Annotated in this window: 16 protein-coding genes; 3 read left to right on the top strand and 13 right to left on the bottom strand. The window is 29.4% G+C overall.

Annotated elements, in window-relative coordinates; all coding sequences use genetic code 11:
• Positions 1-15: 15 nt before the first annotated feature.
• From V7R38_RS11105 to rlmD, 9 genes are all read right to left on the bottom strand, one after another.
• Positions 16-876: a substrate-binding domain-containing protein gene (locus V7R38_RS11105; protein WP_334058441.1), complete on the bottom strand. Its 861-nt coding sequence runs from the start codon at positions 874-876 to the stop codon at positions 16-18.
• Positions 877-1,746: a nucleoside phosphorylase gene (locus tag V7R38_RS11100; RefSeq protein WP_334058439.1), complete on the bottom strand. Its 870-nt coding sequence runs from the start codon at positions 1,744-1,746 to the stop codon at positions 877-879.
• A complete protein-coding gene (locus V7R38_RS11095; protein WP_334058437.1) occupies positions 1,747-2,688 on the bottom strand; it encodes a DUF1835 domain-containing protein in 942 nt (313 codons plus the stop codon).
• A gap of 41 nt (positions 2,689-2,729) precedes the next feature.
• Entirely contained in the window at positions 2,730-3,053 is a 324-nt protein-coding gene (locus V7R38_RS11090) for a translation initiation factor (protein ID WP_334058435.1), read from the bottom strand.
• A 33-nt stretch (positions 3,054-3,086) separates the two neighbouring features.
• Positions 3,087-4,034 carry an isopenicillin N synthase family dioxygenase gene (locus tag V7R38_RS11085; RefSeq protein WP_334058433.1) on the bottom strand — a complete coding sequence of 316 codons (948 nt, stop codon included), beginning with the start codon at positions 4,032-4,034 and terminating at the stop codon, positions 3,087-3,089.
• 121 nt (positions 4,035-4,155) lie between these two features.
• A complete protein-coding gene (locus V7R38_RS11080; RefSeq protein WP_334058431.1) occupies positions 4,156-4,860 on the bottom strand; it encodes a DUF6048 family protein in 705 nt (234 codons plus the stop codon).
• Positions 4,841-5,296, bottom strand: a complete 456-nt coding sequence (locus V7R38_RS11075; RefSeq protein WP_334058429.1) for a DUF6452 family protein — start codon at positions 5,294-5,296, stop codon at positions 4,841-4,843. Before V7R38_RS11075 ends, V7R38_RS11080 begins: the two co-directional genes overlap by 20 nt.
• Before the next feature lies 1 nt (position 5,297).
• Positions 5,298-5,588 carry a 4a-hydroxytetrahydrobiopterin dehydratase gene (locus V7R38_RS11070; protein ID WP_015479948.1) on the bottom strand — a complete coding sequence of 97 codons (291 nt, stop codon included), beginning with the start codon at positions 5,586-5,588 and terminating at the stop codon, positions 5,298-5,300.
• A gap of 67 nt (positions 5,589-5,655) precedes the next feature.
• Complete coding sequence (rlmD, locus tag V7R38_RS11065) at positions 5,656-7,107, bottom strand: 23S rRNA (uracil(1939)-C(5))-methyltransferase RlmD (RefSeq protein ID WP_334058427.1); 1,452 nt, start codon at positions 7,105-7,107, stop codon at positions 5,656-5,658.
• A 182-nt stretch (positions 7,108-7,289) separates the two neighbouring features.
• Here rlmD and rocD point away from each other — a divergent pair, with 182 nt between their 5' ends.
• Together rocD and V7R38_RS11055 are read left to right on the top strand one after the other, a co-directional pair.
• Positions 7,290-8,570 (top strand): ornithine--oxo-acid transaminase, encoded by a 1,281-nt coding sequence (rocD, locus tag V7R38_RS11060; RefSeq protein ID WP_334058425.1) that lies wholly within the window; start codon positions 7,290-7,292, stop codon positions 8,568-8,570.
• Positions 8,571-8,657: 87 nt separating this feature from the next.
• Positions 8,658-9,110, top strand: a complete 453-nt coding sequence (locus V7R38_RS11055; protein ID WP_334058423.1) for a DUF5362 family protein — start codon at positions 8,658-8,660, stop codon at positions 9,108-9,110.
• 3 nt (positions 9,111-9,113) lie between these two features.
• On the opposite strand, the gene V7R38_RS11050 is transcribed toward V7R38_RS11055, so the two are convergent.
• The 4 genes from V7R38_RS11050 to V7R38_RS11035 all read right to left on the bottom strand — a co-directional run bounded on the left by V7R38_RS11050 (position 9,114) and on the right by V7R38_RS11035 (position 12,794).
• Entirely contained in the window at positions 9,114-11,720 is a 2,607-nt protein-coding gene (locus tag V7R38_RS11050) for an AsmA-like C-terminal region-containing protein (protein WP_334058421.1), read from the bottom strand.
• 132 nt (positions 11,721-11,852) lie between these two features.
• Positions 11,853-12,170, bottom strand: a complete 318-nt coding sequence (locus V7R38_RS11045; RefSeq protein ID WP_015479953.1) for a CCC motif membrane protein — start codon at positions 12,168-12,170, stop codon at positions 11,853-11,855.
• A 9-nt stretch (positions 12,171-12,179) separates the two neighbouring features.
• Entirely contained in the window at positions 12,180-12,467 is a 288-nt protein-coding gene (locus V7R38_RS11040; RefSeq protein WP_015479954.1) for a DUF2752 domain-containing protein, read from the bottom strand.
• Positions 12,468-12,470: 3 nt separating this feature from the next.
• A complete protein-coding gene (locus V7R38_RS11035) occupies positions 12,471-12,794 on the bottom strand; it encodes a YbaB/EbfC family nucleoid-associated protein (RefSeq protein ID WP_015479955.1) in 324 nt (107 codons plus the stop codon).
• A 120-nt stretch (positions 12,795-12,914) separates the two neighbouring features.
• On the opposite strand from V7R38_RS11035, the gene V7R38_RS11030 reads away from it, so the two are divergent.
• On the top strand, positions 12,915-15,014 hold the full coding sequence (locus V7R38_RS11030; protein ID WP_334058415.1) for a S9 family peptidase: 2,100 nt from the start codon (positions 12,915-12,917) through the stop codon (positions 15,012-15,014).
• Positions 15,015-15,057 lie beyond the last annotated feature (43 nt).

The raw sequence follows: 15,057 nt of genomic DNA, 5'->3' as shown, positions 1-15,057 counted from the left end.
TATTTTATTTACGATTTAAAGGTACATATTTTTTATGAAATCACTAGAATTTTTCTTCTTTTCAATAACGTTAAAGGTTATCATTTTATTTTGAATGCGAGTTATTAAATTTTTTGTGATAGGTTTTTGGCTATTCCAATGAGTAATTTTTAGCCATTTTTGAATGTCTTCTAGTTTCTGCTTGTATCTCTTAGCCAATGTTTTATCTATATTTGGAATGGCTTTGAAATAGCTTGTTTTAGCATTAATTATTTTTAAAACTTTTTGAACTTCTTCAAAATTATTCTCTAAAATTTCATCTCTAACTGCAATTACAAAACAAGGCCAAGGTGTAGGGCAGTCATCAATTCTTCTAAAAACACCCTCATCTACCAAAGGTTTTGTGGTGAAATGTTCCCACATAAAATAATCGGCTTCTCCATTTGTTAAAGCTTCAATACCACCTTCTAAATTTTTAATTACTTTAAATTTGAGCTTTGATACATCCCAACCTTGGTTGTAGGCATTTACAATGGCCATTAAGTGAGAGCCAGAACCATACCTACTAATTGCAATAGTAGCATGTTCTAAATCAGCTATGGTTTTAAATTTAGATTTTGCACCCACATGAATACCCCAAACTAATGGTGATTTCACAAATGTTTGTACAATCTTAGAAGGATTTCCATTAGAAATATCCTTTATAATTCCTTCTGTTAATACAATTGCAATATCTACAGTGCCTTCTCTAAGTGCTTTACACATTTGACCTGTGCCTCCAGGATAATCTTGCCAACGTAAATTTATGTTGTGTTCTGTATACTCTTTATTTTTAAGGGTTAAATACCATGGATAATTGAAATGTTCAGGTACTCCACCAACTTTTAAATTCGTCATTTATTCAACTATTTTATCTAAGGTATAAACAATTAAATCCGCTACAACTTGTGCAGGTTTTTTACTAAAAGTACCATTTGCTCTATTTGCAATAATGGCATTCATAGATACAGCTTTATGGCCTAAAAGTTTAGAAAGCCCATAAATAGCAGAAGTTTCCATTTCTAAATTGGTAATTCTATTTCCTTCAAAATTAAAACTATCAATTTTACTATTTAAATTGGCATCTTGTAATCCAAGTCTTAAAACTCTTCCTTGAGGACCATAAAAACCACCTGCAGTTGCTGTAATTCCTGTAAAAATACCATCAGAAATTATTTTTTGAGCAAGTTCTTTGCTATTAGAAACTACTAAAGGTGCTGCTTTTTTAGGGCTCCAATTGGTTTGTTTTATAAAAGCATTCTCAATTTCTTGATGTGCTATTTCGTCTATTTGGTATGCTTGTAACATTCCATTTAAATCTATAGCATGAGAGCTCAATAAAAAAGAATCTACAGGAATGTCAGCTTGTAAAGAACCAGAAGTACCAATTCTTATAATATTTAAAGCTGTATGATTTTCTTTTATCTCTCTTGTTTTAAAGTCGATATTTACCAGAGCATCTAATTCATTTAAAACAATATCAATATTATCTGGCCCAATACCTGTAGACTGTACAGATAAACGTTTGCCTTTATAAAAACCAGTAGTTGTTTTAAATTCTCTTTTTTGGGTTGTAAATTCAATACTATCGAAATGTTGTGTAATTTGATCTACTCTGTCTTGGTCTCCAACAAAAATTAGATCATTTGAAATATGTTCTGGTCTTAAATTAAGATGATAAATACTTCCATCAGGATTTAAGATTAATTCAGATTCTTTTATAGGCATTTAAGAGGTAATTTGTAATAGCTTGTTTGCTTTGTTGTAATGCAAAAAGCTATATTTTTTAGTACCACCAAGATAAGAATTGTCATTTCTTAAATGGGCGTAATAATTTATTTGATTTTCTAAAACCTGTTTTCCTTTTTTGCTTATTTTAATTGGATTAAAAGAGGAAAAAAGACTTTTTAATTCATTAATGCTATTCGCATATTGGATATCACCAAAACCATAATCGTTTTGTTTTAATAGTTCACCTACTAATTTATCTTTAGATTTAGGTAACTTTTTGGCTGCAGTATTAAGAATTCTATTTTCAACTTCATTTAATCCATTTTCAACAGAAGGAAAACGTTTTAAATGCATTCCTATAGCTGATGCTAAATATTGAAAAGGAGAGTTGCTTTTTATTTTATAGAATGTTTCTAATCTTAAAGGAGAATCTGAACAATACAATTGCCAAATATAATCTGCATAGGCAATATCATCATCTGTGAGTGAAATTCTTTTAGTAAAATGATTCTGTATTTGATTTTCATTTAAATCTACTAATGAAAACATCTTTTTTGATTTACCAACTTTACCACTGCAAACTAAAGAAATATGATAACCCTTTCTATAACGTTTTAACCAACTTAAAACTGCAATCATATTAATTTGACAGAACAAATCGTACTCAAACCATAACACAATTTCGGTATGATCTTTTTTGTTACAAAGCGCTCTATATTCTTTGAGGGTATAATCAATAAATTTTTTCTTACTTACATTATATGATGATTTTAGAAATTGAAATCTGTTTTTCCAAAAAGATTCACTTCCCACATCTGTAGTAGTCTTACCTTCACAAAGCATTTCTCTCCAAGTAATAAATTCACCCGAAAATTGTAAACTTTTTAGATAATTTGTTGTGCTATCACCATTGGTAATATGTAAAATTGATGCCCCCATAATTTAATAACAAAGAATTTTAATTTTTGTTGTAGGTATTTTTAACCTCCAACTCGTTTTACATTAAATCCTTTTTCTTTTAACATAGCCATTATTTTGTCTCTATAATCACCCTGAATGATAATTTTATCATCTTTAAAACTACCACCTACGGAAAATTTCTTTTTAATTTCTTTAGCTAATTGTTTAAAGTCTAATGTTGCACCAGTATAACCATCTAAAATGGTTATTGGCTTTCCTTTTCTTTTTTCGTACTTGCAAAGTATTGGGTCTTCTTGCAACCAAATATTTGACTTTTCTTTTGGAGGATCAGGGGTTTCTTTATGTTCTGGAAATAAGTTTTTTAGTTGATCTTTTAAATCCATGTTTCAATGATTATCAGCGTAAATTACTGAAATTTATTTTTTAAGTCCTAATTCTTTTAAACGCTCATCTAAAAACTCACCAGCTGTAATATCTTCGAATTTTTTAGGATTATCTTCATCAATGCAATTTTCTAAAACATCTAATTTCATATCTGAAACAGGGTGCATAAAAAACGGAATTGAATAACGTGAAGTACCCCATAATTCTTTAGGAGGATTTGTTACTCTATGAATTGTTGATTTTAATTTATTATTACTGTGTCTAGATAGCATATCACCAACATTTATCATCAATTCATCTGGCTCAGCCATTGCATCTATCCATTCACCTTCATGATTTTGCACTTGTAAGCCTTTACCTTGTGCACCCATTAAAAGTGTAATTAAATTAATATCTCCATGTGCAGCAGCTCTTTCAGCTCCTTTTGGTTCAGTTTCTATAGGTGGATAATGAATTGGTCTTAAAATACTATTACCATTTTTTATATAATTGTCAAAATACGTTTCTTCTAAACCTAAGTGCAAAGCTAAAGATCTTAACACGTACTTTGCAGTTTTCTCTAACATTTGGTAAGTTTCTTTACCAATTTTATTAAAGTTTTCTAATTCTTCTACAACTACATTTTCTGGATATTCATTGGCGTATTTAGAGTCTTTGTCTACATACTGACCAAAATGCCAAAACTCTTTTAAATCGCCTTCTTTTTTACCTTTAGCAGATTCTTTACCAAAAGATACATAACCTCTTTGACCACCAATTCCTGGAATTTCGTATTTTTCTTTAACCTCTGTAGGTAAATCGAAAAAGTTTTTAATTTCTTTATAAAGATTGTCTACTAAATTATCATCTAGAAAATGACCTTTAAGAGCTACAAAACCTATATTTTCATATGCATGACCAATTTCATCAATAAATTTTTTCTTGCGTGATTCATCATCAGATAAAAAATCGGATAAATTAACGCTTGGTATTTTATTCATTCTATTTTATTTTTACTAAAAAGAGATTTTAAAGTTACAAAAAAAGTTAATAAGTATGCATGAATGCAACTATAACAATTTTGAATGTATTATTTGTGATGTTTACTTTTTAAAATGGAAATTATTTTTTTGAAAACGGAATTAAATAGCTAATAGTATAGTTAAATCCGAAGCCAGTTCCACTATCAAAGATTCTATTAAATCCTGGTGCATATAAAGTTTTAAAACCTTCTTGCTCTTTTACACTTATCATAATTTTATAGCTAAGGCTAAAACCAACAAATAAATTGTTAAAGGTTTCTACTTTTGCACCTACCATAAATTCAGACCAGTGAGCATTTAAATCTGCAGTTGTATTGGGTGTAAAAGTATCTTCAGGAAAATATTCATTGCTAATATTAGGTGTATAACTATTTAGAGTTTGTTCAAATAAACTAAAGCCATATCTAAATCCTACAAAAATTTCGTTATTCATATCTAACCAATTTTCGTAAGCGTTGTAATTAAATCCTAAACGCATATAACTACCTTTTGCTCTAGAGTTGCTGTAATCTTCTTGGCTAGTTTCATCTTCATAACCAAGTTCTGCAGCAATGTAAAATCGTTTAGAAATTCTGTAATCTCCTACAAATTCTAAACCTGAGTTATAAAAACCGTCTACTGCAGATTTAATAGGTTTGCTGATATCTAAGCCCAAACGTAAGCCGTACGCAGTTTTGTAAGTAATAGAGTCTTTCTCTAAGTCCGTTTGTAAGGGTTCCGTTTCTTGGGCAAAACCACTTACAAAAACAAAAAATAAAAATAGGCTAATGGTATATTTGTACATGAGCTTCATTTTGGTTTTCTATGGTGGTTAAATTGCTTGGTTCAAAATCGGTTATCCAAGTATTGTCTGATGTAAAATTAACATCATTAAAAATTACTTTAAAACCACAAGATCTTGATACAAAATCGTTTTCTGTGGTATATTGAATCGTAAACTGATTTACAATGTTGTTTTTAGAAAAATTATACACTGTTTCTGTAGCTGCTGAATTTAAAGGTATAAAAAGTGAGTCTAAACTAGCGTTTATAAATAGACTGTCTTTACCTTCTGCCCAAACATATAAATTATCTACTGTTTTTACAGATTCTCTATTGGTAGTGTCATAAAAACGTAAAATTAGTTTAGGTGTTACAGGGTTCTGAGTACAAAAATCATCTTTTTCGCAACTCAGAAATGTAAAAATTATTAAGCTTAAAAAAACAAATGTTTTTCTCATATTATTCTTCTACTTCTACAATTTTGTTGATGGCTTCTAACAGTTTAAAATCTAATTCAGTAACGCCATCAGCATCATGAGTAGTTAAAGTAATATCTAAAGTATTGTAAACATTAGACCATTCTGGATGATGATTTAACGCTTCACATTCAAATGCAATTCTATTCATGGCAGACATACAATCTTTAAAGTTTTCAAATTCAAAATCGGTATGCAAAGCGTCTTCGTAAAATTCCCAATCTGGATAGTTTTCTAATCTTGAGTAAATTTCTTTTTCAGTAAGTTTTATCATGATGTTATTTTTAATTGCTAAAATAAAATGATTTTATGTAAATATCTGTTAAACAAATTAAGTATTTCTATCTTTCAAACAAAACTACAGTTTCTATATGTGCAGTATGAGGAAATTGATCTACCAAGCTAATTTTTTTAATTTCATAGCCAGCCTCTCTTAACAATTCTGTATCTCTTGCTTGTGTTGCTGGGTTGCAAGATACATAAACCATTCTGTCAGCATTTAAATTTATAATTTTTTGCAAAGTTTTTGGCATAATTCCAGCTCTTGCAGGATCTAAAATAATTGTTTTAATTTTATCTTGATATTCAGGATGCTGAGTTAAAAACTTACCAACATCTGCAGCATAAAATTGTAAACCTTCAATATTATTTCTTTTTGCATTTTCTTTAGCATCTTCAATTGCAGAAGCAACAATATCTACGCCAACAATTTTAGCATTTTCACTTTTAGAAGCTACTATTTGACCAATTGTACCTGTACCACAAAATAAATCCATAACAACTGTGTTGTCTACTTTAGATTTATCTTCTAAAACATAATCTACTACTTTAGAGTATAGTTTTTCTGCAGATTTAGGATTTGTCTGAAAAAAGCTTTTCATGCTAATTTCAAAATTAAGGCCTAAAAGCTCCTCAACGATTTTATCTTTACCATACACCAATTCTATACTTCCAGATGTTGCAATGGTTCTATCACCAACTTCGTCGTTAATAGTATGTAACAAACCAGCCACTCTATCTCCAAAAAGATCCACTAAAAAGCTGGCAAATTTATTCAGATCGAATTTTGGTAAATCATAAGAAGTAGTCACTAAATTGAATAACAGTTCATTGGTTTTGAATGATTTTCTAACTACGAAATACCTAAAAAAACCTTCTTTTCTTGGTCCATGCCAAGGAGCTAAACCTGTATCAAAACAATATTTACGGATGGTTTTTAAATGGTCTTCAAATTCTTTATCAAATAAACCCGAATCTTTTTCTAGATTATCTCCCATCCACCAAACTCCACGTCTTTTAAAACCAAGAGTAAACTCATCTTTATCTCTTTTTGCAACTCTATCATAACCAATTGCAGAAAAACCATATTCCATTTTATTTCTGTAATGAAATACGTTTGGTGATGTTATAAATTCATCAAATAAATCTTCTATGTTTTCGACTTTACCAATTCTTTTAAAAAGAGATAGTGTGCTTTCTTTTTTATATTGATGTTGTAATTCAATTGGCAATTGAATGTAAGGTGCTCCAGGTATGTCTTGAAAAGGTACTTCTACCTCATTTTCAGAAGGAACTAAAACATCAATTAATTTGGCTTCAGCATATTTTTTACTCGATTTTTTAATCTGTGCTTTTACCAATTGACCAGGCAATGTATTTGGCACAAAAACAACAAAACTACCTTCTTCAGAATGAATTCTTGCTATTCCTTTTCCTCCAAAAGCATAATCTTCAATTTTAAGCTCTAAAACCTGATTTCTCTTTACAAATTTGTTTCGTTCTCTTCTTGGCATTCTATATTATTTGGATTGCAAAATTAGGAAAATTGAACACTATTTAGATTAATTTCTTATTTTTGTTTTTCTTCGAGGATGATTTCTTTCCCACGCTGAATTTCTGGTCAAAATTATTAAGACTTCAGAAGGATAAAGGTAGAACAGGAATGTTTTTAGTATAAACATTTAAATAAATTAAAATGGCTGTTTTAGACAAGTTAACATCGCAACAAGCGATTGAATTAGAAAACAAATATGGTGCTCATAATTATCATCCACTACCTGTAGTTTTAAGTAGAGGAGAAGGTGTACATGTTTGGGATGTAGAGGGTAAAAAGTATTACGATTTTCTTTCTGCGTATTCTGCAGTAAACCAAGGGCATTGTCATCCTAAAATTGTAGATGCAATGACCAATCAAGCCAAAACATTAAGCTTAACATCTAGAGCATTTTATAATGATATGCTTGGTAGATACGAAAAATTTGCCTCAGAATATTTTGGTTTCGATAAATTGTTACCAATGAATACTGGTGCAGAAGCTGTAGAAACGGCTTTAAAAATTGCAAGAAAATGGGCGTATGAAGTGAAAGGAATTGATGAGAATAAAGCAGAAATTATTGTCTGCGAAAATAATTTTCATGGTAGAACAACAACTATAATTTCTTTTTCTAACGATCCTGTTGCAAGAAAAAACTTTGGTCCTTATACTAAAGGATTTTTAAAAATTGAATATGATAATCTTCAAGAATTGCAAGAAGCGCTTGAAAGTAGTAATAACATAGCAGCATTTTTGGTAGAACCTATTCAAGGTGAAGCTGGTGTATATGTACCATCTGAAGGTTATTTGGCTGCAGCTAAAAAAATGTGTGAAGATCATAATGTATTATTCATTGCAGATGAAGTACAAACAGGTATTGCAAGAACTGGTAGGTTATTAGCAACTTGTGGTAATTGTACTTGTGAAGATAAAAACTGTTCTGGAACACCAGAAGTAAAACCAGATATCTTAATATTAGGTAAAGCATTAAGTGGTGGTGCTTATCCTGTTTCTGCTGTTTTAGCAAATGATGCTATAATGAATGTAATTAGACCTGGAAATCATGGTTCTACATTTGGTGGTAATCCTATTGCTGCAGCTGTAGCAATGGCTGCATTAGAAGTAGTTGCTGATGAAAGATTAGCAATTAATGCAGATAAATTAGGGAATATTTTTAGATCAGAATTAACCGAGTTTTGTAAAGAAAACGATTTGGTAAAATCAGTTAGAGGTAAAGGTTTGTTAAATGCTATTTTAATTAACGATACAGAAGATAGCTCTACAGCTTGGGATATTTGTATTAAATTAAGAGATAATGGTTTATTAGCCAAGCCAACTCATGGTAATATTATTCGTTTTGCTCCACCTTTGGTAATGAATGAAGAGCAATTAAGAGAATGCATACAAATTATAAAAACTACTATTTCTGAATTTGTGAAATAGAGAAAAGTAATTTCTTGATAAAGCCATGATTTTAAATTTTTAAATCATGGCTTTTTTTTATTTTTGTTAGAAACTAAATTTATTTTTATGAAAGCTCATAACCCAATTACCCAATTAGAACAATTAGTTTTAACTTCTGATGCTAAACGATTTTTAAAGGAAACTGCAGGTTGGGCTTTCTTTTTAGCCATATTAGGAATTATAGGTATTGCGTTTATGTTAATAGTTGGTTTAGCTTCCTTTTTTGCTTTGGATGCAATGCCTGAGGCAACTCAAGCTCAATTACCTTTTGATATGGGTTTAGCAATGGGTATCTTTTATTTGGTGATGGCCTTATTGTATATTTTTCCTGTATACTATTTATTTCAGTTTTCTAATAAACTAAAAAAAGCATTAGCAAGTAAAAACGATGAAGTTTTGGCCAATGCTTTTGAGATGTTAAAGTCCCATTATAAGTACATAGGAGTGCTATTTATTATTGTAATATCACTGAATATACTAAGTGTAATTGCAGTAGCTTTAGGCGCTTTTGCAATTTAATATCTAATTACTTTTAGTTGTATCCTTTTTTCTGTTAAAAAAGCTTTTTAAGGTATTCTTAATTTTATCTTTTGTATCGTCTTTGTCAGTAGTTTTGATAGAGTCTGTTTTATCTGAATTAGTGTTCAATAAATCTTTCAATTTATCTTTACCTTGATTTAATAAGCTCTGTTTTTGTTTTTCTACCAACTCTTTTACCAAATTAGAAGTGGCAGTTTTTAAATTTGTAGAAAAATTAGGACTAGTAAAATTACCTGTAATTGTAGCTTTTACAGGAATACTTTTAATTTCTGCAGCATCTTTAGGATTCAATTTTGCAATAATACTAGTTACATCAGAACCCAAATATTTTACTGGTACATCAAAATTTACTTTATAATCAATGCTGTTTTCGAAAGTATGATTACCATAAATTTCAATACCTACATCTTTATATTTTAAAGGAATTGGTTTTATGTTTACCACACCATTATCAAAAGAGAAATAGGCATTTATACCATCTAAATCTAAACGTTCTGCATCTAAGAAAGATACATTATTACTTAGTACTTGCAGTAGTTTTGAGTTTTCTGCAGTAAGCTTCGGATTTATTAATTTACCAAATAAATTACCTGTAATCGTTTTTAAACTAGGTGCCATATTTTCATCTAACACTCCAGATACATTGACTTTCGAATTAATTTTACCACCAACAGTATTTGCAATTGGAGCAATAGACTCTAACATTTCTAAACTAGAGAAAGACTCTTTAATATTTAATTCTTTTAAATCTAAATCAACCTTAAAGGTAGAAGCATTGTTTTTGGTAGAAACATTACCATTAAAACCAATTTTTCCGCCAAAAACGTCAGAATTTAGGTTTTGTAAATTAATAGTTTCGTCTTTTACATAGATGATACCTGAAACATTTTTTAAATTGATATTATCATAAGTTACACTATTGGCACTTGCAATAAATTTACAATCTAAAAAGGCAGGAATTTTAAGTGTAGATGAATTTGTTGATTTCGAATTTTGTTCAGTAGTTGGTTCAGATAAAAAATCGGCAACTTTAAAATTGTTCGAACTTAAATTAAAATTACCTTTTAAAACTTCATCATTAAATAAAAAGCCATAGAAATTATTTAAATTTCCGCTGATGTTTAAATCTGAACTACCTGTTTTTGCTTTAAATTCATTAAGTTGAATTGTATTCGTGTTAAAATTCAAAGCGGTTTTACTGATTAAAAAAGGGTTTGCAACATCTGCAGCATCATATTTAAAATCACTTACAATAATAGCACCCGAATTTTTAATATTCTTGTAGACCCCTTTTTCAATAGAATTCATATCAAAACTGGTAGATACATTTGCATTTACAATTCCTGCTAAATCTTGCTCTAACTGCACAGGATAAACTTGACTTAATTTGGCAAGATTCACAGTTCCTTTTGCATTTAAGTTAACAGTTGGGTTTGTAGTTAAATTAGCAATATTACCATTTGCAGCAAAAGTATCATCATCAATTTTAAAGGTAAGTTTGTTAACATCTACATAGGTATCATTAGCCAAACCAGTATTATTTATGATTTTAGCATCAATGTTAATTTGATTTACAGCATTTGGTAAATCATTGTATTTAAACATTGCATTTTTAGATGAAAATAAAATATTGAAAGTTGGAATGGTTTCATCAGACAACGTTCCTTTTACAACTCCATTTAAATCAAAATTACCTTCTGTTTTTATGCTTGCTAAATTACCTGAATATTGTTGAGATAAAAGCGCTATTAAATTTTTGAAGTCTGAAGTTGGTGTTTTAAATTGTAAATCGTAAAGTTGATTTTCATCAATCAACTGAATAAAACCATCGAACTCTAAAGGCAACTGGTTTATAAAACCTTTATTTTCTTTAAAAGTATATTTTGTGTTCTTTAAATCTATACCAATTATGGCATCTAAGGTAATATTTACATCTGATAAATAATTTACCTTATTATAATCTAAACTTAGTAATGCTGTAGTTTCTGTGTCTAAATCTAAAATGTCTTGTGCAAAATTTCCTTGTCCTGAATGATTTATCTCTGATACCCTTAATTTTATATCTGAAATTTCATCAACATAATTAAATGTCATGTTCTCTAATTCATAGTCTTCTATATCTAAAGCTATAGAATTTTGTGTTGAATCTGCTTCTACATTGCTTTGAATAGCAATGTCATAATTGTTGTTATTCTCATTGTTGATGTAAATATTAACAAAACCGTCTTTGGTATTTATACTTTGTAATTTTAAAGCTTCATCTGCACCCTTAAATAATTCAGTAATTTTCATACTTAAATTCAGTTCATTTGCAGCATATAAAGTATCACCTAGAAAAGGAGCTTTATTAATCACTGCAATTTCTTTTACACTCAAACTAGCTAAAGGGAAATTGGTAAAAAAACTTAAATCTGTTTCAGTAAAAGAAACAGTAGCATTAATATTTTTGTTAATAGCATTGGTAACCATTTTTTCTATTTTGCCTTTAAAAATAAAAGGAGCTGTAAATAGTATAATTAATACTGTTAAAATAGATATTGAACCCCATTTTAAAACTTTTTTTCCTGTAGATGTTTTCTTAGCTGCCATTGATTTTGTTTAAGTAGTACAAAGTTACTTTAATGTTGCTATGAGATTTGTTCATATCATGTTAAATATAACTCAAAACAAAAAATCCAGCTTTATTAAAAAGCTGGATTGCATTGTAAAAAACAATAATTTCTATTGCTGATATTGTTGCATTTTTTCTTCGAATTCTAACATAAAGGTATCCCAATCTGTAGTAGCTAAACCATATAAGCTGTATAAGAAGTAAACTCCGTTAATACCTAAAGCAATTAATGCAAAAGTTTTTGCTTTGCTCATAGCTTGTATGTCATCTGCTTCATATTCTTCTGGATTTAACTCAGCCTCTTTTAATTTTTTATTGGCTATAAGGTAAGAAGGTAAGGCTAATAAAATACCTAAACCCAAACATATACAGCATACTAAACTGATAGAAGATAAAACATAAATTAAGGTAGTGTTTAGTTTTTTCATGTAAATTTTTTAAATACTAATTTTAATTAGATAGTTGATAATGATAATTGTTAAGTTTATGTACGCTAATCTACCAATAATTTTATTAGCATTTTTTATCTTTTTAAAAAAATTAAAAATTGCAAAACTAATTAGTAAAATAAGTGTAAAAATTGCAGGATACATTTTAAAAGCATCAAAAAAGTTACCATTTAAAAATAATAGAAAAGAACGTTGCAAACCACAGCCCAAACATTCTATATCTAAAAATGTTTTGCTAAAGCAAGGCAACATGTAACTTTCTAAATCCTGAAACATCTTTTATTTAAACATATCCATTCCTGGAATATTAGGCATACCACTTTTAGCTGCTATAGCCATTTCGTTTTCATTAATTGTAGAAGCTCTTTCTATAGCTTTATTTAAAGTGATAATTAAATAATCTTCTAACTCTTCTGCATCATTTAGCAAAGAATCATCTATAGAAATAGACTTTATAGTTCTATTTGCGGTAAGTGTTACTTTAATTTTGTTGTCGGCCGAATTTTCATCAACCAAAACAGTATCTAGTCTTTTTTTTGTTTCCTCTACTTTTTGTTGAGCCTCTTTTAATTTGCCCATCATTCCTGTAATATCTCCAAACATTTTTTCGTTTTATTGATTTGAAAACAAATTTAATAAATCGATTCGAATTAAAATCAAACGAAAATCTTTAAAAGGCATATAATTAAGTCTTATTTTTGCTTTCGCCAAAAATTACTAGAAATGAAAAGCAACAATGCTAAACATCCTATTGCAGAGAAAAAGCCTACAAAATTAGAGAAACATGGAGATGTTAGAGTAGATAATTATTTTTGGATGCGTTTGTCAGATGAACAGAAATTAGCACCTATAAAAGATGAACAAACTCAGAAAGTAACTAGTTATTTAGAGGAAGAGAATGCTTATTATAAAGAGGTAACTAGTTACACCAAAGATTTTCAAGAAAATTTATTTCAAGAAATGAAAGGTAGAATTAAAGAAGATGATTCATCTGTTCCCTATAAAAACAATGGTTATTTTTATAATACAAGGTATGAAGTAGGTAAACAATATCCTATCTACAGTAGAAAAAAAGGTAGCTTAGAAGCTAAAGAAGAAATAATTTTTGATGTTAATCAAATGGCTGAAGGTTTTGAATATTTTCAGTTGGGAGGTTTAAACGTTTCTCCAAATAATAAGTTGGCAGTTTTTGCTACAGACACTGTTAGTAGAAGACAGTATTTTTTAAGAGTTAAAAATTTGGAAACTGGCCAAATTTACGATGATATTATAGAAAATACCACTGGTGGTTCTGTTTGGGCAAATGATAACAAAACCATTTTTTATACAAAGAAAAATCCGGTTACTTTAAGAAGTGAAAAAATTTTCAGACATGTTTTAGGCACACGAACTTCAGAAGATGTTGAGGTGTATCATGAAAAAGATGACACGTTTGGAACGTATGTAACCAAGTCTAAGTCTAAGAAATTTATCATCATAAGTTCTTTTGCAACAATGACTACAGAATCAAGATATTTGGATGCAGATAATCCAACAGGAGAATTTACCATAGTACAGCCAAGAATAAAGAATTTAGAGTATAATGTATCTCATTACAAAGATCATTTTTACTTTTTAACTAATAAAGATGATGCTACCAATTTCAAGTTGATGAAAACGCCTGTTCATCAAACAACTGTTGAGTATTGGGTTGATGTAATTCCTCATAGAAAAGAAACATTATTAGAAGATTTCTCTATTTATAGTGATTATTTAGTGCTTGAAGAAAGAACTAATGGTTTAAATAAAATACGCATTAAACGTTGGGACAACTCAGTAGATTATTACTTGCCTTTTGATGAGGAAACCTATTCTGCAGGTGTGTATGGGAATCCTGAATTTGATACAGAAATTATAAGGTATTCTTACAATTCATTTACTACTCCAAGTTCTGTTATCGACTTTAATATGGCAACTAAAGCCAAAGAAATTAAAAAGCAACAAGAGGTTTTAGGAGGTAAGTTTAAACAAAAAAATTATAGAAGTGAGCGAGTTTGGGCAACTGCAAGAGATGGAAAAAAAGTGGCCATTTCTTTAGTATATCATAAAGATACCAAGTTAAACGAAAATACACCTTTGTTACAGTATGCTTATGGTTCTTATGGTTATACAATTCCAGATAGTTTTTCTACAACTCGATTAAGCTTATTAGATAGAGGTTTTGTGTATGCATTAGCACATATTAGAGGAAGTGAATATTTAGGAAGAGATTGGTATGATGATGGTAAAATGCTAAATAAGAAAAATACTTTTTACGATTTTATAGATTGCTCTCAATTTTTAATTGATCATAAATATACTTCAGCCAAGCATTTATATGCAATGGGTGGTTCTGCAGGTGGTTTGTTAATGGGTGCAATTGTAAATATGAAGCCAGAAATTTATAACGGAATTATAGCTGCTGTGCCATTTGTAGATGTTGTTTCTACGATGTTAGATGATAGTATACCTTTAACGACTGGCGAGTATGATGAATGGGGAAATCCGAATGAAAAAGAGTTTTATGATTACATAAAATCTTATTCACCTTATGATAATGTTGAAGCTAAAGAATATCCTCATATGTTGGTTACCACAGGTTTTCACGATTCTCAAGTTCAATATTGGGAGCCAGCAAAATGGGTTGCAAAATTAAGAGAGTTAAAAACAGATAATAATCTTTTGTTTTTAGATACAAATATGGAAACTGGTCATGGAGGAGCATCAGGTCGTTTTGAAGCTTTAAAAGAAACAGCTAAAGATTACACATTCATTTTAGCACTAGAAAATAAGCTCGAAAATTAAAAAGTTCGTGCATTTTTTGTAATTCAAATAGGAAATGTACTTT

Origin of the sequence: Polaribacter sp. P097 (genome assembly GCF_036864555.1) — a bacterium.
GTDB lineage: Bacteria > Bacteroidota > Bacteroidia > Flavobacteriales > Flavobacteriaceae > Polaribacter.
This window is presented reverse-complemented; position numbering and strand designations above follow the sequence as displayed.

Excerpts from the sequence above, each read along its gene's own strand:
- V7R38_RS11100 (WP_334058439.1), bottom strand. The coding sequence starts at position 1,746 with ATGCCTATAAAAGAATCTGAATTAATCTTAAATCCTGATGGAAGTATT.
- V7R38_RS11105 (WP_334058441.1), bottom strand. The coding sequence starts at position 876 with ATGACGAATTTAAAAGTTGGTGGAGTACCTGAACATTTCAATTATCCA.
- V7R38_RS11040 (WP_015479954.1), bottom strand. The coding sequence starts at position 12,467 with ATGTTTCAGGATTTAGAAAGTTACATGTTGCCTTGCTTTAGCAAAACA.
- V7R38_RS11095 (WP_334058437.1), bottom strand. The coding sequence starts at position 2,688 with ATGGGGGCATCAATTTTACATATTACCAATGGTGATAGCACAACAAAT.
- V7R38_RS11080 (WP_334058431.1), bottom strand. The coding sequence starts at position 4,860 with ATGTACAAATATACCATTAGCCTATTTTTATTTTTTGTTTTTGTAAGT.
- V7R38_RS11035 (WP_015479955.1), bottom strand. The coding sequence starts at position 12,794 with ATGTTTGGAGATATTACAGGAATGATGGGCAAATTAAAAGAGGCTCAA.
- V7R38_RS11085 (WP_334058433.1), bottom strand. The coding sequence starts at position 4,034 with ATGAATAAAATACCAAGCGTTAATTTATCCGATTTTTTATCTGATGAT.
- V7R38_RS11070 (WP_015479948.1), bottom strand. The coding sequence starts at position 5,588 with ATGATAAAACTTACTGAAAAAGAAATTTACTCAAGATTAGAAAACTAT.
- V7R38_RS11050 (WP_334058421.1), bottom strand. The coding sequence starts at position 11,720 with ATGGCAGCTAAGAAAACATCTACAGGAAAAAAAGTTTTAAAATGGGGT.
- V7R38_RS11030 (WP_334058415.1), top strand. The coding sequence starts at position 12,915 with ATGAAAAGCAACAATGCTAAACATCCTATTGCAGAGAAAAAGCCTACA.
- V7R38_RS11075 (WP_334058429.1), bottom strand. The coding sequence starts at position 5,296 with ATGAGAAAAACATTTGTTTTTTTAAGCTTAATAATTTTTACATTTCTG.
- V7R38_RS11055 (WP_334058423.1), top strand. The coding sequence starts at position 8,658 with ATGAAAGCTCATAACCCAATTACCCAATTAGAACAATTAGTTTTAACT.
- V7R38_RS11045 (WP_015479953.1), bottom strand. The coding sequence starts at position 12,170 with ATGAAAAAACTAAACACTACCTTAATTTATGTTTTATCTTCTATCAGT.
- rlmD (WP_334058427.1), bottom strand. The coding sequence starts at position 7,107 with ATGCCAAGAAGAGAACGAAACAAATTTGTAAAGAGAAATCAGGTTTTA.
- rocD (WP_334058425.1), top strand. The coding sequence starts at position 7,290 with ATGGCTGTTTTAGACAAGTTAACATCGCAACAAGCGATTGAATTAGAA.
- V7R38_RS11090 (WP_334058435.1), bottom strand. The coding sequence starts at position 3,053 with ATGGATTTAAAAGATCAACTAAAAAACTTATTTCCAGAACATAAAGAA.